Source organism: Candidatus Eisenbacteria bacterium (genome assembly GCA_016930695.1).
Taxonomy (GTDB): domain Bacteria; phylum Orphanbacterota; class Orphanbacteria; order Orphanbacterales; family Orphanbacteraceae; genus JAFGGD01.
Genome location: JAFGGD010000044.1, coordinates 20,927 through 43,571, shown reverse-complemented (window position 1 = coordinate 43,571; position 22,645 = coordinate 20,927). Strand labels below are relative to the sequence as shown.

Here is a 22,645-nt window from a genome sequence, read left to right as displayed (position 1 = left end):
GTTGCAGGGAGGCGGTGCGCAAGATTACGTCATCTGCGCAAAGGGTGGGCGCGAGGCGCGGCGGGACGGTTCCGGCGGCCCGTCCGGTCGAGAGAGAGGCGCGGCGGGGCCGTCGCGGCTCAGAGGCCGGCGTCGCGGAGCGCGGAGACCATATCCTCGAGCGGAACGTCCAGATCCGCGAAAGCCTGGTTCACGGCGAAGACCACCACCACGTCCCACTCGGGAATGTACGCGGCGCGCGCCCCCCAGAATCCGCCGTGGCCGATCACGGTCACGCCCGCCGCCGTGCCGCGCCGCACGCCGAGGCCGTACTCGTCCCCTCCGCCGGCGCCGACCCAGCCGAACATCGCCTGCAGGGTCGAGGGGTGATCGAAGAGCCGACCCTCGACCAGCTCACGGAGAAAACGGGCGAGGTCTCCGGCGGTGGAGACCATGCCGCCGCACCCCCACTCGAGGGAGGTGTCGATTCCCATGCCGATCACGTCGATGTTCGGGCCGCCGAGCCGACGGAGATCGAAGAAGTGATGCGCCGGGCTCTCGCCGACGGCGGTCTCGCGATACTCCAAATAGGTGTCCGCGAGGCCGAGCGGTTCGATGATCCGACTCCGCAGCTCCGCGTCGAAGGTGTTGCCGGTCACCGCCTCCACCACGTGGCCGAGGATCATGTAATTGGTGTTGCTGTAGTGGAACCCCTCTCCGGGAGGGAAGAGCGCCGCCCCCGACAACCCCGATGTGAGATAAAACGCGAACAACTCTTCGGGGGTCCAACGGGTCGAAGCGACGCCGGCACCGCCGGTGGTGAGGATATCTTGGGCGTACCCGTAGATCAGGCTCCCCGGCGCGCCGCCCGTGCCGGAAATGCCATCGAAGATGTAGTCCCGCATCCCGCTCGTGTGATTCAGCAAGCGGCGCACCGTGATCGCGCCGCCCGATCGCACACCGCTTCGCGAATGAAGGTCCGCCGCTGCGTACCCCTCCGGAAACAACGCGGAGTCGAGGAGCGCCCCGAGGCTGTCGTCCAAACCGAGCAATCCCTCTTCAACGAGGTCGAGGACGAGCGCCGCCGTGAAGATCTTGCTCACGCTCGCGATTCGGAAAGGGAGGTCCGCGGTCATCGAATCGCCGGCGGCCGGGTCGGCGAGGCCGCGCGCGGCGGTCCATGAGAAATCCTCGCCCGGCGCGTCGACCAGGAAGACGGCGTTCTCCACGCCGCTGATCGCGATCACCGCGTCCGCCACGGAATCGAGCGCGGCGACCGCTTCGTCGGCCGAGAACCCTCCCCCGCTCGGCGATACCGGATCGTCCCCTCCACAGCCCGCGGACAAGAAAAGGAGGGCGACCGAGAAAAAGAGGGCGTGGAGAGAAAACGTTTTCGGTCGGTTCATCGGTCTCCTCCGGCGGCACGGCGCGATCGTCCGGCCGAGGATTATATCGCGCCGGGCGGTCCGATGACCCTCGATCGGTCCCTCTATAGTATGATAGAAAGGTGTTTCACGAAAGGCGGTCGAGGGGCGGGTTCTTCCGCGTCCCCGCCCCGAACCCTCACATGGAGCCCGATCGACCGGCCCGCTCGGGCCGCGCGCCGGAGATGAGAACAATGAACCGAAAGCCGTTCGCCTTTCTGCTCGCCTTTCTGTTGGTTTGGGCGGTTTCCGCGCCGGGCGCGGCCGCTTCCGGCGATGGACAGCGCAAAGCCCGCGTCTCCGTCCGGAGTCTCAACGTGCGCGGTGGTCCGAGCACGGACGATCCGGTGATCCGCTCCATCTCCCAGGGGACCGAAGTGGGCGTCGTCGAAACCGCCGGGGATTGGTCCCGCGTAATCCTCGACGATGGCGTTGAGGGATGGGTCGCCTCCCGCTTCCTCGAGTTTCTACGGGACCCCTCCGGCGCGGCGCCCGCGGCCGGCGTCGAAGCAGCCGGAGAAGCGACTTCCGCCGCCCCGCCGCCGGTCATCCCCGAAACGGGGGAAGAGGGCGGATCGTCACTCCGATCGGCGCTGAAGTGGGGCTGCCTCGCCGGGGCCGGCGTCCTCGGCGGCCTCGCCTATGTCGAACACGGGAAGGGGAATGACGCCTACGACGAGTACAAGGCGCTTCACCACGACGGGAAACTCGACGAGGCGGACGCCCAATACGACGAAACGATCGATCACGACGACAACGCCAAGATCTATACGATCGCCGCGGGCTGTTTCGCCGGCCTCTTCCTGATCCAGCAATTCGTCCTCGGCGGAGACGGCGGAGGAGAGACGGCCGCCCTCACGCCGGTCGTCGCGCCCATCTCCCTTCAGCCGGTCCCGGGCGGCGCGCGCCTCATCCTCTTTCGCGCCCCCTTCTGAGGCGAGGGCTTCTCCTCCCGCGTCCTCCCGCCGGCCTCAAACGTCTTGATACGCACCCCGAAAGGTGCTACTCCCTTTAACCGTAGCCCGGTGGAACGATCCCGCGAGGGAACGCCGGGGCGGGTAGGCATCATTCCGGAAACCGCGAAACGGACGGGAGGGACTTATGAAGAGAATCATCGCCTTGGGAATCGCGGCCTGTTGCGTGGCGGCTTTCGCCGCGACGGCCGACGCGGCCCGGTCCAATACCGGCTGCGGCATCGGGACCATCATCTTCGAGGGGAAGGACGGCCTTCTCTCGCAGATCTGCGCCGCCACCTTCAACGGCTCCTTCGGCAATCAGACCTTCGGGATCACCTCGGGGACGCTGGAGTGCGAGAAGGCTCCGACCTTCGTGTCCCAGGAGAAGCTGAATCACTTCGTCGGCGACAACATGGACAACCTGGCCATGGACATGTCCAAAGGGAGCGGGGAGTATCTGACCACTCTCGCGGTTCTTCTGGACGTCCCCGTCGAGGAGAGGCCGGCGCTGTACGCCAAGTTACAGGCGAATTTCTCGAACATCTATTCCAGCGAGGACGTCACCCATATCGATGTGTTGAACAACATCGAGATGGTGCTGTCGGCGGGCTAAGGGCTGCGACGATTGAAACACGAAAGAGGGAGCGGGCGGTTGGTTCTTCTCATCCGTGCGCTCCCTCTCCTCTTTCTCCTCTTTCTCCTCTCGGCGCTCCCCGCCGCGGCGGAACCCCCTCCCGAGGCGTCGCCGGACAATCCCTATCTTGCGGAGTTATTGGAAAATGCGCGCCGCGCGGAACTGCACGACGCCCCCTACTGGCACACCCTCCTCCATTATAAGAGGGGGCTTTTCGGGCTCCGAAGCCTGGTGGACGATCCGGACTTCTTCCTCGCCCCGGACGGAAAGCACGATCCCCGGGCGGAGTTGGAGGCCACCCTGCGCGCCTTCTTCCTCCCCCCGCCGGAGGAGGGGAAACATCCCCTCTGCCGCTTCGTCGCCCGCTACCACTGGCTGAAGGAAAGGCTCTCCATCGACGAGTCCCGTCTTCCGGTCCCGGGGTGCGAACCCTTCGAGAGATTGATGGAAGAGATCCGGCCGGAGTCGGTCACTCTCGTCTTCCCCACCTCCCACATGAACAGCCCCGCCTCCATGTACGGGCACACGCTGCTCGCCGTCGAGACCTCCTACAAGAGCGACCTCCTCTCCTACGCCGTCAATTACTCGGCGATCACCAACGAGACCTTCGGCCCCTTCTACATCGTGAAGGGGCTTTTCGGAATGTACGAGGGGTACTTCTCCATCCTCCCCTACTACGCGAAACTTCAGGAGTACGGCGACGTCAACGACCGCGACATCTGGGAGTACCCTCTTGATCTGAGCGGCGCGGAGATCCGCCGTCTCATGATGCACATCTACGAGCTGGAGGACATCTACTCCGACTACTACTTCTTCAACGAGAACTGCTCCTATGACCTTCTCTTTCTTCTGGACGCCGCGCGCCCCGGCCTCGATCTGACCGACCGGACCGGCTGGTGGGTGATCCCGATCGACACGATCCGGGAAATCGAGAGGGCCGGCCTCTTTCGCTCCGCGGCGTATCGTCCCTCCAAGTCGACGAAAATCAAATACTTGGCGTCGCTCCTTTCCCGGGAAGACCGGAGGGAGGCGCGGGCGATCGCCGGCGGCGGCCGGAACCCGGAGGAGGTCCGGGACTCGGCGATCCCCGATGAGGAGAAGATCACCATCCTCGATCTCGCCGGCGAGATCCTCCAGTACCGTTACATGGGGAAGGAGATCCCGAAGGAGATCTATCAAAAGCGATTTCTGAACACCTTAAGGGTCCGGAGCGTCTTCGGCGACGCGGAGGCCGAGGAGCGCTACGCGATTCCGGCGCCGCCCCGTCCCGACGACGGCCATCGCTCCAACCGGCTCGCCCTCGGCGGCGGCGCGGTGGAGGAGAGGACTTTCTGGGAGGTCCGTCTCCGCCCCGCGTACCACGACCTCCTGGACAACGAAGACGGTTATAAGAAGGGATCGCAGATTATCTTCGGCGAAGCGGTGGTCCGCTACGATCCGGCCGGGGAGAAGGCGAGACTCCACGCCCTCGATCTGATCGACATCGTCTCCATCGCTCCGCGGGACGAGTTCTTCAAGCACACCTCCTGGAAGATAAGAACCGGCTTCTTTCGGCGGACGATGGAGAACGGCCGGGACTACGTCGTCTATGATCTGAATCCCGGTTTCGGGCGCGCATACGACGGCGGGTTTCCGGGGATCGTCTACGGAATGATCGAGACGGACCTCCACGTGGGGGGCGCGCTGGAGAGGAGTTGGTCCGCCGGCGCCGGCGCGTCGATCGGATTCGTCGGGAGCCTCACCGGCCGGTGGAAAGCGCATCTCTACGGGCGGGACATCGTCTACGGGCTCGGCGACGAGGATAATCGCTTCGAGGCGGGGCTCGGCCAGAACCTGGTCCTCGGCGCGAACAGCGGCCTCGCCGGCGAGGTGACGGTGATCGGCGAGAGGGACGAGACGAGGGTGGAGTGGAGCGTTCTTCTCAAACAGTTCTTTTAGGGACGAAATGATGCGCGAATCGATCTGCGCCGTGGTGATGGTCGTTCTCGCCTGCTCCGGGGCGATGAGAAACGCGCCCCCCCGCGCCGCCCCCTCGCCCGGCGCCGGCGCGGCCGTCGAACAAACCGAGGAACGCGCCGACTTCCCCTTCGACGAACTCTCCCGCGCCGCCTTCGACCTTCTCTCCGAGAGCGCCGTCGACTCCTGCTCCATCTGCGCGCGAGAGGCGAGGGCCGAGGCGTTCCGCATACTGAACGAGACGATCCGGCCGGGCGCGGCTTTGCGGGGCGGCGGCGATTGCCCCTTCCTGCGCGCGCCGGACGCAAAGAACGAACTGGTTCTCTCCTGTTTCGTTCACGACGAACTCCGCCTCACCTTCCGCTTCCACACCGCCGCGAGCCGTCTCGTGGGGATCGCCGACGACGACCTCACCCCCGACTCCCTCGCCGCCCTCATCGCCGCATCCCCCGAAGGGGCGCTCTTCCCCGCCGAGATCCGCTTCATCCCCTTTTCCTACGGCGACGGCGACGCCTTCCTCTACCACGGCGCGGAGAACCGATTGGACGTTCCGTGCCGCGTGACGGCGACCGCCGAGGAATAATCCGCCCCGTGAAATCAGGTGTCGCTTTAGCGGGAGTGAGTGTCTTCCGATTGAATGCCGGCGGCAAGACCGGGGCGGGGCGCGTGACTCCGGGCGGGCGGTGCGGCATTTTCCCGAGGACACCATCGCCGGAGCATCCCCACCAGAAGTCTGCGATGAAAAGGCTTGCAGAGGAAATCGTTCATTCCCGCCGCCAGGGCGCGTTCCCGGTCCTCGGGCATCACGCTGGCCGTCAGGGCGATGATGGGCACGTCGGCGGCCGGACCGGGGAGCGCCCTGATGGCGGCCGTCGATTCGTAGCCGTCCATCACCGGCATATGGCAATCCATAAGCACGATATTGAAAGTGCGTTCTTGAACCAAAGCCAGAGCTTCGCGGCCGTCGGCGGCCGACACCACCCGGTAGTGCAGCTTGCGCAAAACGCTCGCGGCGACCTTCTGATTGATCGGGTTGTCTTCCACCAGCAGAACCAGCGGCTGCGGACTCCCTTCCCCGGTGGAGGGCGGGTCTTCGTCGACCGCCTTGGCGAAATCGCGAGAGCGCGTCGAGTCGATCGTCTCGTGCCCGGTCAGGGCGGCGACCAACGAACGGACGAGATGCGTCTCCCTATACGGCACGGGGATGCCGGGCACATCACGCCACGATTCCCGCTCACTTGCGGATTCCCACTCTTCACCGAGCCGAAGCACCGCCGTTCCGGTTCCGCGGTCGGGCGTGTCGGCGCGAACAGCCGCCAGGAGGGATTCGGCATCGGCGGCGTCTCCCGGTGATCCGATCAGCAGAAGCCGGTAGGGAGCAGCCCCCGCGGCCCTCCATGCGGTAAGGGCGGCGGCGGCCGAGGCGTGGGCATCGACTTTCAGCCCCAACGCCAGCAACTGTCGAGCGACCACTCCACGACGGAATCCGCCCGCTTCCACCAGCAGGACCCGCGCGCCCGTTGCCGCGGCCGGGAGCCGGATCGACTCGGGTTGCTCAGCATGAACGGGAAGCTCCATGCACAGGCAGAAGGTCGATCCCTCGCCCTGGACGGTCTTCACCGTGATATCACCACCCATGAGTCGCGCCAAATGCTTGCTGATGGCCAAGCCCAAACCCGTCCCCCCGAAGCGACGCGTAATGGAACTGTCCTCCTGGGAAAAACGATCGAACAGTCTGTCGATCTTCGACTCGGCGATACCGATACCGGTGTCGGAGACCGCGATCCGCCATTTCGTCCGAGCGTTTCGACCCGTTTCCGTCCGCGCCGTCAATCGGACATGCCCGACCTCCGTGAACTTGATGGCGTTGCCCAACAGGTTGACGATGATCTGCCGTATGCGCCCGACGTCTCCCAGCAGCCGGCGCGGCGCGTCCACCTGAAAGTCCAAATCCAGGTCGAGACATCGTTCGCGAGCCTTGCTCGACATAAGCTCGACCACGTCCTCCAGCATCTCGTGCAGGTCGAACGGTTCATTTTCCAGGACGATCTCATTCGCCTCTATCCGGGAAAAATCGAGGATGTCGTTCAGGATGGTCATCAACGATTCGGCGGAACGATAGATGATGTTGGAACACTCACGCTGCTCTTGGTCCAGCTTGGTATCGAGAAGCAACGACGCCATGCCCATCACGCCGTTCATCGGCGTACGGATCTCATGGCTCATGTTGGCCAGGAACTCGCTTTTCGCGCGGTTGGCGGAGTCGGCCTTTTCCTTGGCCACGGTTTTCCTCTGGATCTGGACAAGCATCTCGTTGAAAGCGTCCACCATGTCCCCGGTTTCGTCGTGACAGATTTTTTCCACGCGCCGGGAGAAATCGGTGCTCTCCGAGACCAGCCGCGCCGTGGCCGCCAACGATTCGATCGGCATGGTGACCGCGCGCTGGATGCGGGAAAAGACCAGAAACGCCAGCGTGGTGGCCAGCGGGATCAGGATCACGAGAATCATCACGCTGTTGATCATCTTGCTGCGCCGTTCCCGGAGATCGGCCTTCAGGCAGATGGTGCCCAGGTATTGGTCCTCGAAGGTGACCGGCTCGTGGATATGCGCCAGATTGCCCTCGATGACGGCGCTCCCCTCCAACATATTGACGTGAAGCGCCCTGGTGGCCTCGTCGGCCTGTCGCCCGGCGAAAATCTCTCCATCGGCGTCGTAAAGGACGACGTCCAGAACCCGATCGTCCTGGTCCAGAGCCTGCAGGATCTCGCTCGCGGTCTTCCGATCTCCGAACAGCATGGGGACCGCGGTGTTGCTCCCCACCATCCTGGCCGTCAGCTGGAAATTGTTGACGACGGCGCGTGTGGTCGCGCCGTAGTCGATATAGATGTAGATAGCGCTGACAGGAACAATGACCAGCAGACTGGTCAACAGAGCGATCCACCGCAGCTTATTGCGGATGGAAAGATCCAGAAACACCCGCGGCAGCGAAAACCCGACATGCGGCTTACCGTGGTGTCTTTGGTTCATTGTTCGGTTTTCCTCCGAACCTGTCATCGAGGATACCTAACCGTGAACAACCATTGGTTCCCCGTCTGCTCCGAGCCGAGGTACTGCTCGTATACTTCCTGCCCCAAACCCCAGTACGAAAGCTTGGCTTCGAATCCGCCCGTGAACCGGTACGCCAGGGACAGCTCGTGAATGACGTAGGTGTCAACCGGACGGCGTCCAATCGTTCCGGCGTCGGGGTTGTTCGCATCTACGGGGACGAACTCCATCTCGGCATCCTCTGTCTCGCCGATATAGTGGACACCGTAGTCCAAAGAGAGCCGGTCTGTTGCGTGGAAATTGTTGAATATGTTGAATTTGTGGCGCGAGTCGTAAGGGGTCTTCTCTCCGTCGGGTTGCCGCGAATCGAGATACGAATAGGAGCCGGCGGCGGACCACCGGTCGGCGATGATGGTCTGCGTGGCGCTGATGTCGACACCCTTGAGGTTGAATTCGCCATCGGTTTGTATGGGGTTGAACTTTCCGAAAATGCCGTATTGAAGGTAATCCGGGTTGGCGAGGGACGGATCGTAGATCTCCAGGATTCCATGATTCACCTTCTGCGAAAAATAAGTCGCCGAGATGGAACCGGACGGCAAGGCCTGATCGAGGCCGAACTCAAAGCCTGTCAACTCCTCGGCGTGAAGATCGGGGTTGCCCCGCGCGTCCACGGTGTTGATGTAGCGATGCCACCAGGAGGGTGTCCGGTATGCCGTGGAAAAAACGCCCCGGAAGTGAAGATCTTCCGTCAGGCCGACCAACGCCGACGCGCGCGGGTGGATGCGGGAAGCATCCTCGTCTACGTCGAAACCCGGAGTGTTGTGTGCGCTGGCGCCCAGAAACATCCGCAAACGGTCGGCGAGCTTCAGCTCGTATTCTCCGAATACCTCCAGCTTGGTCACCGCCAGATCCTGTCGTTCCGGAGCGAAGTCGTTTCCGTCGTAATCTTCCCGGAAGATCAGAGCGCCGAGAGTGATCCGGTCACCGTCTCGCACATTTCCGTGGAGCTGAGCCAGGGTCCCCAATCGGTAGGAGACCTGTTCGTACTGCAATCCCGGGACGTCGCCGAAGTCGAAGAAGTGATCGTGCCAGCGATGAAAGCTCGGCTGAATGCTGAGCCGCAGATCATCCGACAGATCGATGTCCCGCCTGATGTTTAGGTAGAGCTCGTCCCTGGTTTCGGAGTACAGACTGTACGGAGAGGTGAAGACCGACGGGTAGGCGATCTCGGCCAGGCGCCCGCCGTAATGGAGAGACAAAGAACCACGCCGGGTTTTTCCGCGCACATGAAGAGTTCTTTTGCCGGAATGATTCGAGACGATTCGGTGCTCGTCCGTTCCGATGTAACTCGCGCTCAGCAGCGACGCGGTCTCGCCTCGGATCGTAGGAATCGCCACCGTGCTGATCACCGTGTTGTGACGGCCGTACGCGGCGCTGAACTCACCGCCATCCGGCACGTCGTCGGGCTGTAACGTGATGATGTTGATCACGCCTTGAAAGGCGTTGCTCCCATACATCGAGGACTGGGGCCCGGGCATAACCTCGATGCGGTCGATCATATCGAGGGGGAACACCGTGAGATCGGTCCAGATGCCGCCGTCCCGCACGTCGTTGATGGACACGCCGTCCACAAGCCACAGCATCCTCTCGTTGATGGGCGATCCGCCGAGCAGGCCGCGTACGGACGTGTTGGTGAATCCCCACAGCCAGTTCCTCACCTGGAAACCGGGGACGCGGCGGAGGATCTGATCCAGACTGGTGGCTCCGCTCCCGGCGATCATGGGCCGCGTTATGACGTAGACCTTGGCTGCCGCTTGGTTCGCTTCCTGGGGACGCCTGGAGGAGGTGATGACGATCTGCGTCAACTCCTCGATGGACAGGTCGAAAATGTCTTCTTCACCATCCGTCGCCCGGACGGGCGTGATTGTCAAGGCGAGCGAGATGATGATTGCGCTTGCCGTTCCGATTCGTTTCATGCTCTTTTCCTCGTCGACTCCCGGCGTTCCGAGATTGGATCGCTACTCCAGGATCTTCCTCGCCAGCCGCAGCAATCGCGAACTGATCTGCAGCTCGGCGCGACGTTCGCTGATGCGATTGATGTCGATGCCTATGCGGTCCTTGTCGGGGAACAGCCCTATGGCGCCGCCCCGGCTCGTGAACTCATCGATGTCGCTGACCGTCAGGATGGGGTTTCCGTCAACCCGTTTCAGGATCTCCTCGAGAGATCTGTCCGTCTTTCGCGACACGTACAACAAGTGGCACTGCGAAATCTGTTCCAGAGAGTCGATCCGCAGGAGAACGATGGGGCGCGACTGAGGCTGGTGGGTCTCGAGCGCGTCATCGAGAATCTCCAGCAACCGGTCATCCCCGAGTATGCCGATGATCGTGGGATCGTCTTCCGACCGGTAGCTGCCTTCGGGCCATGTGACCAGGCGGGCGAAGTTCATGAGGTAAGCGCCCTTGATCTGCAATTCCGTGGTCGGCTGCTGGTCGGCGAGGATTCGGTCCGCCGACAGGATACAGAGGGAAAACGCCGCGACGGCGAACGCGGGCTTGAACCGGCGGCCGGAAAAGAATCTGAGTGGAATCACCGGCATTCCGATGCCTTTCCCATGACGTCGTTTGGGGCCGTCCACCCCTGTTGTGCAGAAAGCCCCCACCCGTCCGTTTCAACTTGTTCCGGGGGTTCACCTACTTTTCGGCTGTCGGGGTTAATCCGTTAATTTCCGCGCGTTGGAGCATCGGCGGCGCGGATTCGGTTCGGCTCGAATCGGAGAAGAAATGGACGGCCGACCACGGGAGGATCATCGTCTACGACCCGAACATCCGCGACGAGCGGTGTGAGCGACCGGGTAAGGAGCAGAGGCGATGCCTAGCGGCCGCCCGGCGGCGTAACCACTTGGTCCGCATACAATAAACCCTCCGGCGTCGCCGCCGAAGGGTCTATGAATAAAAATGGTACACCTCACGTGAGCTTACTCGAACCCGGGGCGAGCTGGTCGTAGTATGCGAACGGATTGATCTAGCGACGTTTAGGCCACTAGTGAGGGCGGTTTCGCCACCGGTCAGAGAGAAGTGGCTGAAGCCCGCCACTGAGTCATAGGTCCTTCCTCAGAGCATCAATCTTCTCTGGCAAGTCCAGAATCTCGTAGCGTTCTGAAAACACGTTCCGAAAAACATCCAGGACGCAGATGCCTGTTCTGGCCGTCATCGCAAGGGCGTGCCTCAACCGGTAATCGTTGTCGGTCATGCAAAGCTGGTTGAAGTGGATCTGACCGTCCTCCGTATCGGATTCGAGCATGCTCGTGATCGCCAGCTCATTCGGGTGGCCGCCAAAATCGAGGGAAATGTCGTAGAGCTTTTTGACTCGATCGTGAGTCACGGAATCGACCTCTTTCAGACACCTAAGAAGCCGCCCAGAAGTGAACTCATTCCGGCAGGCTTTCCTGGCCTTTTCGTCTTCACCTCGCCGCAGCCACACTTCCTGCTTGTCGGGATTCCGGCTCAGATAGAGTCCGTACAAGGCTGCCTCAAGACAGGCTCGTAAGACGACAAACGCTTCCACGGCCTTTCCACTCAGCGCTAGCTCGGCGGCCGACAGATATGAACACTCCGCCCTGACGACAAAGAAGACAGCGAACCATTCTTTAGGATTGTTGAGATGGGCTTCGAGTTCTTTGAAGACCCCAGAGATATCCCTCAGACGCTCATAAATGTGTTTCAGGTTGTGGAACGTTGCGAAAACGTTCTGCCGCGCGACGTCGATGTACTCAGATAGGGAGTCGTTCCCCCAGCCCGGTGGCGTAGGTGGAGATGATTCCTTCGTCATAGGTACTCTCCTATCGACAGCCTGTACCCGCGAGCAGGGATTTGCACCCTGCATGGTGAAGTGCCGCTCATCAACTTTCCGTTTCTTCACCGCCTCCGCATGGCATTATATGCGGTCGGTCACCGAAGTTCCCGCCCACTGCGTCTACCTATTCCGCCATCGCGGATACCGTTTGGTATTGAAGCACACTCGTCTAATCCGTCAAGCATTCTCCCGGGGACCAAGCCCGGGAGGATTCAATGAAGATACGACGAGAAGACGTCGAGTGGATGCGGAATCAGTACGCGGTCCGCGGGGAAGAGATCACCGAGAAGGAGGCAATCGAGGCACTGCGCAAGTTATTCGACCTAGGGATGCTGTTGCTCAGATGCGCGGAGAACGCAAGAGCGTCGTCAGGTGAGTGAACCAGCTGGGATTCGAACCTCCAACCTGTTGGAATGAAACGAGAACCGACAAGGGCGGACAGGAACCGACTCGTGCGTTTGATGAATCGAACTCGCTGAAAATAAACAAGGGGCGGAGCTTATGCCCCGCCCGGCAAAAATGGTACCGCTACGGGGATTCGAACCCCGGTTACCTGGCTGAGAACCAGGCGTCCTAACCCCTAGACGATAGCGGCACCGCTGGACTTCGGTCCCTGTACTTGATGAAGTGTAAGAGCACCCGGTGAAAACGCGCAACCGAAAAATGCCCTTTTGAGGGGACGGATCGAGGGAAAATCAGGGGGCGGGCGGCGGGGGCGGGGTCGCATCGCGTTGCAAAAAATGGAGTTCCGCGAGCCATTCGAGGGTGATCTTCATGAGCCCCCTCACAAGGTCCCGTTTCTCCGGGAGCACGTGTCCCCCCTCGAGCATCACGATCGTTTTGGGCTCCCGCGCGGCGTCGTGGAGGGCGCGGATCGACCGGGGCGGGATACGCGGATCGTCCTCGGCGTTCACCAGAAGAAGGGGCCGGGGGGAGATCGCGCCGGCGAAGCGGGCCGGATCGAGAGGGGCGATCAGCCGCCCGAGGGCGTCTCCGCCGAAGCCGCGCAGCCGCTCCGGGATCGGGAGGGCGCGCGCGACGATCCGGGAAACATCGCCGCCGCCGTGGAGGAGCGCGGCCGCGTCGACCTCCTCGCAACGGGCGGCGAGGAGGGCGGCGTAGGGGACGCCGAGACTGACGCCGACCACCACCACCCTTTCCGTCCCCTCCCGTGCCCGCAGATAGCGGAGGGCGAGGGCCGAGGCGCGGGCGCTCTCCGCCGCGCCGCCCACGAGTCCCGGCAGGGACGCCGCCTTGTCGAGCAGACGATTCCCCGGCAGTTTTTCCTTTAGAGGATAATCGATCGAGAGAACCGCCGCGCCGGGGATCGGATCGATAAGGCGGACCGCCTCCTTCCCCGTCCCCACGCCGCCGAGGAGAAGGATCGCGAGGCGCGCGCCCTCCCCCTCCCGAGGCGGGAGAAGAAGGCCTTCCACCCGCTCTCCCTCCGCGCCGCCGAGACGGACCGGCGTGATTCCGCTCTCCTCCGGAACACCGGTGATCACGCTCTTCAGGCGGACGCGATCGACGCGATCGACGGCGCGGCCCAAACGCGCGTCCGCGTAGAGCACGAGACCCAGATAGAGAAGGAGCGGCAGAGCTACGAGGAGGAGAAGGATGACCACGAATAGACGCATGCCGCGATTGTGAAATCTCCGCACGGGGATGAGAAGAGGTTTTTCGCCCGCTGAACGAAGAAGAATACGAACCCTCACCCTACCCTCTCCCGTGAAATATCAGGACGGGAGAGGGAGCCTTTCCGGATATCGTTATTCTCATCCTCCTTTCCCTCTCGTCAGGCTTTTCATTCCGGATTAAGCCCGTCGATCAGGATCCGCATCGTTACGAGGTTTCATGACGCGCGGCGAGGAGTTCCTTCGGACGAGTCGATTCCCGGAGTCGTGGCCATAGTCACGATGAGGGAATCGGCGAAGGAGAAGGGACTCCGCAGCCCGTGGCATGAAACCGCAGTAGATGGGGATCCTGATCGCCGGGCTAATGGACGAGGACGATCCGCCCCGTTCGTTCCGCCCCGGCGAATCGTGCGCGGTAGAGGTAGACGCCGCTCGGCACGCGCGCGCCGGAGGGGGCGGTCCCGTCCCAGGGAACCTCGTGGACTCCGTCGGAGAAGGGGCCGCGGGCGATGGGGAAGAGATAGCGCCCCGCCGCGTCGAACAGGTCGATCTCGACGCGCCCGCCCGGCTCGGGGATCTCGAGACGGATCCTCGTCGTTCCGTTGAACGGGTTGGGGCGGTTGCCGAGGAGGCGGAAGGCTGCCGACGGCGGGGGCGGCTCCGGGGCCGCGCCGCCCGGCTCGATCTCCACGCGCACGCTGTCCTCCGCCCGCGCCGAGACGCGCGCGACCACCACCAGCGCCGTGTCCGCGTCGAAGACGCGCGCGGTCGACCCTCCGGTGATCAGATAAGGCGCGCCCGACGCCGGCGCCACGAAACGCACCTCGCAGTCGGGCATGTCGACCCCGTGGCGGTTCACGATGGTCGCCACGTTGCGCGCATGTCTCCCGTCGTTCGGCATGTTGAAGCGGACCCCCAGGTTCTCCCCCTGCCCACCGGCGGTGATCGTCTCCCAGGGAGTGATTTGGTCCCCGCCCCGCACGCGGATCAAACGGTAGCTTCGCCTCCCGTCGCACACCGCGTCCGTGGCGAGCACCGGCGGCGCATCGTTCACCGATCCACTGTTCCGGTGGATGTGCCCGTAAAGGGCGAGATCGATCCCCCGCCCGCCCGGATCGCCGAGCTGTTGGCTGAAATCCATGTGATAGAAGAGGACGACTTTCGAACCGAGCGGCCGCATGATGATCACCTGGTCTAAGTAGTCGATCTGCGAAGGGATGAAGGAGTCCTCGCCGTAGATCGCCCCCCGCCAGCCGTCGTAATTGATGTACGCCTCGAGCCCGATGTAGCGGATCGGCCCGAAATCGAAGAAGTAGTCCTGCGTGCGGACACCGTCCGGCGGGTCGTCGAGCCAGGGCCAGCCGCAGAAGCGCCACCAGTTGCGCCGCGCCGTCCCCTGCGAGGGGGGCGCGTGCGGCCAGCCGCCCACGTCGTGGTTTCCGGCGACCACGTAGACCGGCACTTCCAGCTCGAGGAGAAGTTCCTGCGCGCGCGAAAAGGCGCGATAGCCGCTGTAATCCTCCATCTCCCCTTCGTTGACGTAATCGCCGGAGTGGATCACGAAGGCGGGCGCGAGCAGGTTGATGTCGCGGATCACCTCGCGGAAGTCGTCCATCTCCGTGTCGTCACCCGCCCAGGTCGGCAAAGGCCAGAAGGTGTGGCCGGGGAGGTGCGTGTCGGTGACGTGGACAACGGTGTACTCCTCCGGATAGGAGGCGAGCACCTTCACGGCGTGACGAGCGGTGTCGGCCACTCCCCCCGACGCGACGAGCACGAGGTCGTACAACTCCTCCGGCGTGTCCGCCGGGACCGCCGCGCGCAGCGTCCAGCGCCCGAGCGCCGTGTCGTAGGCCGCGGCGACCGTATCGAGAGGGAAGGCGCGGGGCGGCCGGAGGAGCGCCGCCTCCCACCCTTCCGTCTCCGGCGGCGCGAGGGCGGTCACCTCCAACGTCTCCCGCGCGGCGAGGATGGTCGGCACGGTGAGGATGGGGCGCATGATCACGGTGAGCGTGTCGCCGAGGGCGTACGCCCCGGCGGAACCGTGCGCGAACGCCGCCGCGGAGAGAAGCGCAACAAGAAAAGTGATGCGAAGGTTCATCGGCTCACCCGTGGGAAAACACCGGAGGGTGATTCCAATGTAACACCAAAGCGGGAGACGCGCACCCGAGGAAAGAGGGGGACGCCCCTAATTCCCCTTCCGGATCTCGATTCGGATCGGCTCGCAGTGAACGAGCGGGTTCTCCCGGATCCGATCGCGGAAAGCGATCAGCGCCTCCAGCTCTCCGTGGATCGTCCCCTCGCCGTGCAGCTCGTAGGCGTGCTCCGGCGCGTACGCTTCCACGCCGGCGGCGTCCTCATGCTTCTTTTCCTCCAACCGAAAATCGTCGTCCAGCGACAGGCCGGCCGGAGGATTCTCGACCATCGCCTTGACCTGGGCGCCCATCTCGGGCGAGTAAACACGGAAATCGACGCGGAACGAGGCGCCGGTCACCGGAACGTCCACCTTGACCGACAGGGAGAGGTCGTGCCGGGAGCTGTGGAACGCCTCCACGAGCGGGCCGTGCAGGCTCTCGTCGATCACGACGGGCGTGGCGAGGAAATCCTTGAGACCGATCCACTCTTTGAGACGGTCGGTAAATCCCTCGTCCCCCACGTCCACATGGAGCTTCTCCTTTTCACAGTAGTGCACCCGCCCGCCGATCCCCTTTCCGGTCAAAAAGCCGGAGATGAACCCGCGCACCAGCGGGTAGGGTCCTTGAACGAGGAGCACGCGATATGCATCCGCCATGACTATGCCTCCGTGAATCCCGGCCTACAGGAACACGAACATGACCAGTAGGAAGATCGGGATAAGGATCGGTATCGAATACTTGAGCATGTAACCGAAGAAACTGGGCATCGGGACGCCCGCCTCCTCGGCGATCGATTTGACCATGAAGTTGGGCGCGTTGCCGATGTACGTGTTGGCGCCCATGAAAACGGCGCCGACGGAGAGCGCCTTCAGATAGATGGCGTGCTCCGCGATCAGCGCGTGCACCGCCTCCAGCTCCGGCATGCCGGTGTAGAACTTCCCGAGTTCGGTGTTCAGGAAGGTGAGGTACGTCGGCGCGTTGTCCAGGAAGCTGGAGAGGCCGCCGGCGATCCAAAAGTAATCCGCGGGGCTCTCCGCCGCCCGCACGAGGAAGCCGAGAGCGCCGTTCTCGCCGGCCCGCAGGATCGCGAGCGCCGGCACGATGCACATGAAGATCCCGGCGAAGAGGTAGGCCACCTCCTTGATCGGGAACCAGGTGAACTCGTTGATTTCGCGCATTTTCTTCGGCGTGAACCGGAGGGAGAGAACCACCATCAGGAGGAGCGTCCCGTCCCGCAACATGTTCTCGATCGGGACGTGGACGCCGAGCGCGTTCACCGAGATCCCCGGCTTCCAGAGCCCGGAAACGAGCACCCCGGCCATGATCCCGCCGAGGAAAATCAGGTTGCGGAGACCCTCCACCTTGAAGGGCGCCGCCGACACGGCGGCCGCGGCCTCTTCGAGCCGCTCTCTCTCCTTACGGTAGTTCAGCGTGTCGATCACGAAGAAAACCGCCAGCAAGATCGCGACGACGAAGGCCATCATCGGGATCAGATGAAGCGTCCAGAAAAAAGGAACTCCGTGCAGGAAACCGAGGAAGAGGGGCGGATCGCCGAGAGGCGTCAACGAGCCGCCGATGTTGGAGACAAGAAAGATGAAGAAGATGACGATGTAAGCCTTTCGCTTCCGGTCTTTGTTCATCCGGAGGAGAGGACGGATCAGGATCATCGACGCGCCTGTCGTCCCGATCCAGGAGGCGAGGAAAGTGCCTATGGCGATGGCGATGGTGTTCGCCAGCGGCGTGCCGGGGAGACGGCCGCTCACCGCGATCCCGCCGGCGGCGGTGAAGAGCGCCCATAGCAAAATAATGAACGGAATGTAGTCGACCAGATAGATGTGCAGGATCTCGTGAAAGGCCTGCCCCCTGTAAACGATCAGGAAGGGGATCGCGAAGATGAGCGCCCAGGCGAAGCTCACCTTGGGGAAGTGGTGGTGCCAGAGATGCGGCGCCAGAAGCGGCCCGAGGGCGATGCTGAGGAGGATCCCGATGAAGGGAATGACGCTCCAGAGGGGGAGGCGTTCGCCGAGGGGTGGGCCGTGGTGTCCGCCGTGGGCTTCGTGAGCCTCCGTGTGATCACCGGCGGGGGCCGCGGCGTGGGCTTCGGCGAGCTCCTCGGCGGTGGCGGCGTGGCCGTCTCCATTATGAGGATCGCCGCCCGCGAAGACGAGCGCCGGCGAGAAGACCAAAAGCAGAAACAGGGCGAGCGCCGGAAGCGCGCGTCCGACGCCGGGGACGCGTTCCCCGTTGAGTCTGACCATGCAATCCATTTCCACCTCTACGGTTACGAGGCTCACGCCCCTCAAGGCCTTTCGGTCGCAACAGAAGGGCCGATTGTCGCACCCGGTCCGGGGAGCGTCAAGAGCGCGGGCCCGCGGCCGCCACCGGTCCGCGGGGAGGACGACCTTGGTACCGGAATCTCTTTTCGAAGAGCGGAGCGACGAGAAAAGGGTTCCGGTACCCCTCGCCCTCTTTCCGTACATGTTCCCGTTCACGTACCCGTACGCGGGAAATGAAACCATGAAGAGCTTTCCATCACTATCGCTATCGGGATCGGGATCGCTATCGAAATCGATCCCCACAACGATAGCCATGGGCAATCGTAATCGGGAACGCGGCCGGGTCCTGTCGGCCATCCGCCCGCGAGGGCGCCTGGCCATTCGCGCCTTCGCACTCGGTGGCCGCGCCCTTCGCGGGCGCCCGTGGCCGCCACCCGGCCGCGGGAGTACGACCCCGGTACCTGACTCTCCTTTTCCCGACCGCAGGGAGGGAAAAAGTGTCTGGTACCGGGATGGCGACCTTTCGTAACCAGATACCTTTTCGCGAAGAGGTATCTGGTTACGAGGAATTCATCTGGTTACGAGGAATTCCTTGAAACCTTTCTCCTTCCACGAAAAGCGCTTTCGTGATACTATGCCCTTGAATTGCCCATGTTTCGCCTTCGCTCCTCCCCTGGAGATGCAAGGAGAGCCCCCCATGCGCCGGACCGCCCTTTTCGCGCTGCTCTTTCCGCTCGCCCTCCTCTTCCTCCCCTGCTGCGACGATGACGACAACCCGGTCGGCGGCGGAGATCCGGATCCCTCTCCGCGGGGAGCGGCCTCACCGGAGAGCTTGGTGGTTCTTCTCGCAGATGCTTACAACACAGAGGACAGCACGGACTACGCGGACCTTCTCGACTCGTTGTATGTGTTCGCCCTGGACCCGGACAACATCAATCCCGGATGGTGGACCGATTCAACCTGGGGGAAGAAGACGGAGTGCGCCATCGCCGGTAATATGTTCGCCGGCAGTACAAACAAGAACGGGCAGCGAACAAACAGCATCTGCCTGACGTTCTACAATATTACGAAACAAGTCGACGAAACTCCCTACGCGGGGAAACCGGCGGGGGAGACCTGGTGGCGGGTGACCGCGTGGATCGACCTCCGCGTCGAAGTGGAGAACCCCCATTCCCCGGACGGTGTCACCCTCTTTCTGGTCGCCTCCGACCAGGAGTTCGTCGCCCGCCCGGCGCCGGAGGACAGGACCCGCTGGATTCTCTTCCGGCAGGAGGATCAGGAGTCGTACGGCAAAGCGGGCTCAGGGACCGCTAGGGAAGAAACCTCCTGGGGCGCGGTGAAATCCCTCTTCCACCCCGCCAATATGCCCCCGCCGGCGGATTCGTTGAGCGCCCTCATCGAGCGCTTCGCCGAGGCGTACAGCGCCCGGGACAGCGCCGCCTACGCCGCCTTCCTGGATCCGGAATACGTGTTCGAGTTGGCTCCTTCCGGCCTTTTCCCCGACGGTCCGGTGGAGTGGTGGGATCTGGGGAATGAACTGCGTATCGCCGGGCGGATGTTCTCCGGATGGGAAAACGAAGACGTCCGGAGCGTGGAATCGATCGACCTCGCGATATCCGCCATCACCTCGCGGGTGGAGACGGGGTCCTTCGAGGGGTACGACCCCTTCTCCGACGAGCCATGGTACCGGATCGTCTGCTCGATCGATCTCCTGGTCGCGGTGGATGATCCCACGTCCATGGATGGCGAAACCCTCTTTCACGTCACCTCCGGCCAGGAGTTCACCGTCCGTCCCGATCCGGGCGATCCGGAGGAGTGGGTCGTCTTCCGGCAGTACGACCAAGAACCGTACAATAAAACCCGGTCGACCGAGGAGGCCTCCTGGGGCGCGGTGAAGCAGCTCTGGCGATAGAGGGCTTTTTTCGTAACCAGATACCTTTTCGCGAGCAGGACGAGCGAAAAGGTATCTGGTTACAACCACGAGGAATGAACCGATGAAACGATCGATCGCCGTCCTTCTTCTCATCCTCCCCGTCCTCTTCCTCGCCGCCGCGTGCGACGATGACGACAACCCGGCCGGCGGCGGGAACGGGGACGCATACACCACGGCCGACACGCCGGAGAAACTGATCACCCGCTTCGCCGAGGTCTACGACGCGGAGGACAGCACCGCCTACGAGGCGCTCCTCGACTCCCTGTATATCTTCGAGCTGAATCCCAACAATATCGATCCGGAGGACCCCGTGGAGTATTGGGGCCGAGAGGACGAGATCCAGATCGCGAGACGGATGTTCTCCGGATGGACGAACGCCGACGGCCAGCACGCGAACTCCATCAGTCTCGCCCTCGGTAACATCACCCCCCAGATCGACAACACCAGTTACGGCCCCGACCTCCCTCCGGAGGGAGAGACGTGGTACAGGGTCACCTGCTTCGTCGACCTCCGCGTCGAAGTGACGAACCCCCAATCCCCCGACGGGGTGACTCTCTTCCTCGTCGCCTGTGATCAGGAGTTCGTCGTCCGCCCCGATCCGGACGATCCGGACCTCTGGGTCGTCTTCCGGCAGTACGACAAAGAGTCGTACAATAAAATTGCCGCGACAGAGGAGGCCTCCTGGGGCGCGGTGAAGGGGCTTTTTCGGGAGAGAGACACATACACCACGGCCGACACGCCGGAGAAACTGATCACCCGCTTCGCCGAGGTCTACGACGCGGAGGACAGCACCGCCTACGAAGAACTGCTCGACTCCCTGTACATCTTCGAGCTGGATCCCAACAACATCGGCCCCGGCTACCCGGTGGAGTGGTGGGACCGAGAGGACGAGATCCGGATCGCCGGGCGGATGTTCGGCGGGTGGCAGAATCCGGACGGCCAGCACGTGAACTCCATCGACCTCGCCCTCTCCAACATCACCAAGCGATTGGAGACGACCAGCTTCGGACCCGACCTCCCTCCGGAGGGAGAGACGTGGTACAGAGTCACCTGCTCCGTCGACCTCCGCGTCGAAGTGGAGAACCCCCAATCCCCCGACGGGGTGACTCTTTTCCTCGTCGCCTCCGACCAGGAGTTCGTCGTCCGCCCCGATCCGAACGATTCCGGCGGCTGGGTCGTCTTCCGGCAGTACGACAAAGAACCGTACAATAAAATTGCCGCGACAGATAATTCCTCCTGGGGATCGGTGAAGCAGCTCTGGCGGTAGGGAAAGGGGAGCCTGCTTTTTCGGTGCTTTATCGGTACCAGATACCTTTTCGCGAGCAGGGCGAGCGGAAAGGTATCTGGTACCGAACGACTGGTACCGAACGCCCCCCTCTCCTCTTGACCCCGCCCCCTCGCCCGCCCACAATCACGGGGAACCCTGGAAATAGGTGACTGTCCCTATTTACCGGTGAGGAAGTCCATGATCCGTACGGAAGATCTCAAAATCCGCGAACTGGGCGAGAGGGCCCACGCGTCGCCCCTCAACTTCTCCACGATCCGCGGCGACGGAATCGGCAACTTCATCCGGGACAAAACGCGCGTCCTCTACCTCGCCGAACGCGTCCCGGGCGAAGATCCCCGCGAAGACCTCCGCTTCCAGAAGGCGGGCCCGCGGGAGCGCATCTTCTTCGATCCGGCGAAGACGCGCGCGGCGGTGGTCACCTGCGGCGGGCTCTGCCCCGGCCTGAACAACGTGATCCGCGCGATCGTCCACGAGTTCCGGCATCAGTACGGCGTGGCCGAGGTGCTCGGCATCCGGCACGGCTTGCGCGGCCTGAATCCCAAGGTGGGCGACCCGCCCATCCCCCTCACCCTCGATTTCGTCGAGGACATCCATAAAGAGGGCGGGACGGTGCTCGGCTCCACCCGCGGGCCGCAGGAACCGGCGGTGATGGTCGACTTCCTCCTCGGCCGCGGCATCGACATGCTCTTCTGCATCGGCGGCGACGGCACGCAGCGCGCCGCCCACGCGATCCACGAGGAACTCGCGCGACGGGGCGCGCCGGTCGCCGTCGTCGGCATCCCCAAGACGATCGACAACGACATCCCCTTCGTGGCGAAGTCCTTCGGCTACAGCACGGCGCTGGAGAAAGCGCGCGAGGTGATCGACTGCGCCCACGCCGAGGCGAAGGGGACGCGGCGCGGCATCGGCCTCGTTCGCGTGATGGGGCGCCACGCCGGGTTCATCGCCGCCGGCGCCACCCTCGCCAGCCAGGAAGTGAACTTCGTCCTCGTCCCCGAAATTCCCTTCGACATGGACGGCGACGAAGGGTTCCTGAAGGTTCTGGAGGGGCGGATGGCGAAGAGGCACCACGCGGTGATCGTCGTCGCCGAGGGGGCGGGGCAGGACCATCTCGCGGCGGAGGCGGAGAAGGACGCCTCGGGGAACGTGCGGCTCCGCGACATCGGCGCCTTCTTGAAGGAACGAATCGGCGCGTACTTCAAGGGGATCGGCGACCCCGTCGATCTGAAATACATCGACCCGAGCTACATCATCCGGAGCATCCGCGCGAACGGCGAGGACAGCGTCTTCTGCAACGATCTGGCGCGCCACGCCGTCCACGCCGCCATGGCGGGGAAGACGGACCTGCTGATCGGGACGCGCCACGACACATTCATCCACGTTCCGATCCCGCTCGCCACGTCACGCAAAAAGCGGATCTCGACCGAGGGGCGCCTCTGGATGGCGGTCCTCGAGGCGACCGCCCAGCCGGCGTTCTTCGGACGCCGCGTCGTCGACGAAGAGACCGACGAACTCTGATGCCGACTCCGACCGGC

At 63.3% G+C, this 22,645-nt stretch carries 17 protein-coding genes and 1 tRNA gene; 8 read left to right on the top strand and 10 right to left on the bottom strand.

Annotated features, from left to right (window positions below):
* Positions 1–119 precede the first annotated feature (119 nt).
* Positions 120–1,385, bottom strand: coding sequence for a beta-lactamase family protein (locus JW958_10430; protein ID MBN1826673.1), 1,266 nt, complete (start codon positions 1,383–1,385; stop codon positions 120–122).
* A gap of 212 nt (positions 1,386–1,597) precedes the next feature.
* Here JW958_10430 and JW958_10425 point away from each other — a divergent pair, with 212 nt between their 5' ends.
* From JW958_10425 to JW958_10410, 4 genes are all read left to right on the top strand, one after another.
* Complete coding sequence (locus JW958_10425; protein ID MBN1826672.1) at positions 1,598–2,338, top strand: SH3 domain-containing protein; 741 nt, start codon at positions 1,598–1,600, stop codon at positions 2,336–2,338.
* A 166-nt stretch (positions 2,339–2,504) separates the two neighbouring features.
* A complete protein-coding gene (locus JW958_10420; protein MBN1826671.1) occupies positions 2,505–2,972 on the top strand; it encodes a DUF3015 family protein in 468 nt (155 codons plus the stop codon).
* Positions 2,973–3,011: 39 nt separating this feature from the next.
* The gene (locus tag JW958_10415) at positions 3,012–4,931 is read left to right on the top strand and encodes a DUF4105 domain-containing protein (GenBank protein ID MBN1826670.1); all 1,920 of its coding nucleotides are present in this window, start codon (positions 3,012–3,014) and stop codon (positions 4,929–4,931) included.
* Positions 4,932–4,941: 10 nt separating this feature from the next.
* A complete protein-coding gene (locus tag JW958_10410; GenBank protein MBN1826669.1) occupies positions 4,942–5,532 on the top strand; it encodes a hypothetical protein in 591 nt (196 codons plus the stop codon).
* A gap of 26 nt (positions 5,533–5,558) precedes the next feature.
* Here the strand turns inward: JW958_10410 and JW958_10405 are convergent, their stop codons facing one another.
* The 4 genes from JW958_10405 to JW958_10390 form a co-directional block, all read right to left on the bottom strand.
* Positions 5,559–7,976, bottom strand: coding sequence for a response regulator (locus tag JW958_10405; protein MBN1826668.1), 2,418 nt, complete (start codon positions 7,974–7,976; stop codon positions 5,559–5,561).
* Between the two features lie 23 nt (positions 7,977–7,999).
* On the bottom strand, positions 8,000–9,970 hold the full coding sequence (locus JW958_10400) for a TonB-dependent receptor (GenBank protein ID MBN1826667.1): 1,971 nt from the start codon (positions 9,968–9,970) through the stop codon (positions 8,000–8,002).
* Between the two features lie 42 nt (positions 9,971–10,012).
* Positions 10,013–10,585, bottom strand: a complete 573-nt coding sequence (locus tag JW958_10395) for a YfiR family protein (GenBank protein ID MBN1826666.1) — start codon at positions 10,583–10,585, stop codon at positions 10,013–10,015.
* A gap of 506 nt (positions 10,586–11,091) precedes the next feature.
* Positions 11,092–11,823 (bottom strand): hypothetical protein, encoded by a 732-nt coding sequence (locus JW958_10390; GenBank protein ID MBN1826665.1) that lies wholly within the window; start codon positions 11,821–11,823, stop codon positions 11,092–11,094.
* Between the two features lie 239 nt (positions 11,824–12,062).
* Here JW958_10390 and JW958_10385 point away from each other — a divergent pair, with 239 nt between their 5' ends.
* Complete coding sequence (locus tag JW958_10385) at positions 12,063–12,227, top strand: hypothetical protein (GenBank protein ID MBN1826664.1); 165 nt, start codon at positions 12,063–12,065, stop codon at positions 12,225–12,227.
* 140 nt (positions 12,228–12,367) lie between these two features.
* Here the strand turns inward: JW958_10385 and JW958_10380 are convergent.
* The 5 genes from JW958_10380 to JW958_10360 form a co-directional block, all read right to left on the bottom strand.
* Positions 12,368–12,442, bottom strand: a tRNA-Glu gene (locus JW958_10380).
* A 100-nt stretch (positions 12,443–12,542) separates the two neighbouring features.
* Positions 12,543–13,484 (bottom strand): alpha/beta hydrolase, encoded by a 942-nt coding sequence (locus JW958_10375; protein ID MBN1826663.1) that lies wholly within the window; start codon positions 13,482–13,484, stop codon positions 12,543–12,545.
* A 358-nt stretch (positions 13,485–13,842) separates the two neighbouring features.
* Positions 13,843–15,579 carry a metallophosphoesterase gene (locus tag JW958_10370; protein MBN1826662.1) on the bottom strand — a complete coding sequence of 579 codons (1,737 nt, stop codon included), beginning with the start codon at positions 15,577–15,579 and terminating at the stop codon, positions 13,843–13,845.
* 87 nt (positions 15,580–15,666) lie between these two features.
* Complete coding sequence (locus JW958_10365) at positions 15,667–16,269, bottom strand: hypothetical protein (GenBank protein ID MBN1826661.1); 603 nt, start codon at positions 16,267–16,269, stop codon at positions 15,667–15,669.
* Between the two features lie 24 nt (positions 16,270–16,293).
* The gene (locus JW958_10360) at positions 16,294–17,871 is read right to left on the bottom strand and encodes a sodium:proton antiporter (GenBank protein ID MBN1826660.1); all 1,578 of its coding nucleotides are present in this window, start codon (positions 17,869–17,871) and stop codon (positions 16,294–16,296) included.
* Between the two features lie 715 nt (positions 17,872–18,586).
* On the opposite strand from JW958_10360, the gene JW958_10355 reads away from it, so the two are divergent.
* From JW958_10355 to JW958_10345, 3 genes are all read left to right on the top strand, one after another.
* Complete coding sequence (locus tag JW958_10355) at positions 18,587–19,801, top strand: hypothetical protein (protein ID MBN1826659.1); 1,215 nt, start codon at positions 18,587–18,589, stop codon at positions 19,799–19,801.
* Positions 19,802–19,883: 82 nt separating this feature from the next.
* Positions 19,884–21,089, top strand: a complete 1,206-nt coding sequence (locus JW958_10350) for a hypothetical protein (GenBank protein ID MBN1826658.1) — start codon at positions 19,884–19,886, stop codon at positions 21,087–21,089.
* Between the two features lie 198 nt (positions 21,090–21,287).
* Positions 21,288–22,628 (top strand): ATP-dependent 6-phosphofructokinase, encoded by a 1,341-nt coding sequence (locus JW958_10345; GenBank protein MBN1826657.1) that lies wholly within the window; start codon positions 21,288–21,290, stop codon positions 22,626–22,628.
* The last annotated feature ends 17 nt before the right edge of the window (positions 22,629–22,645 follow it).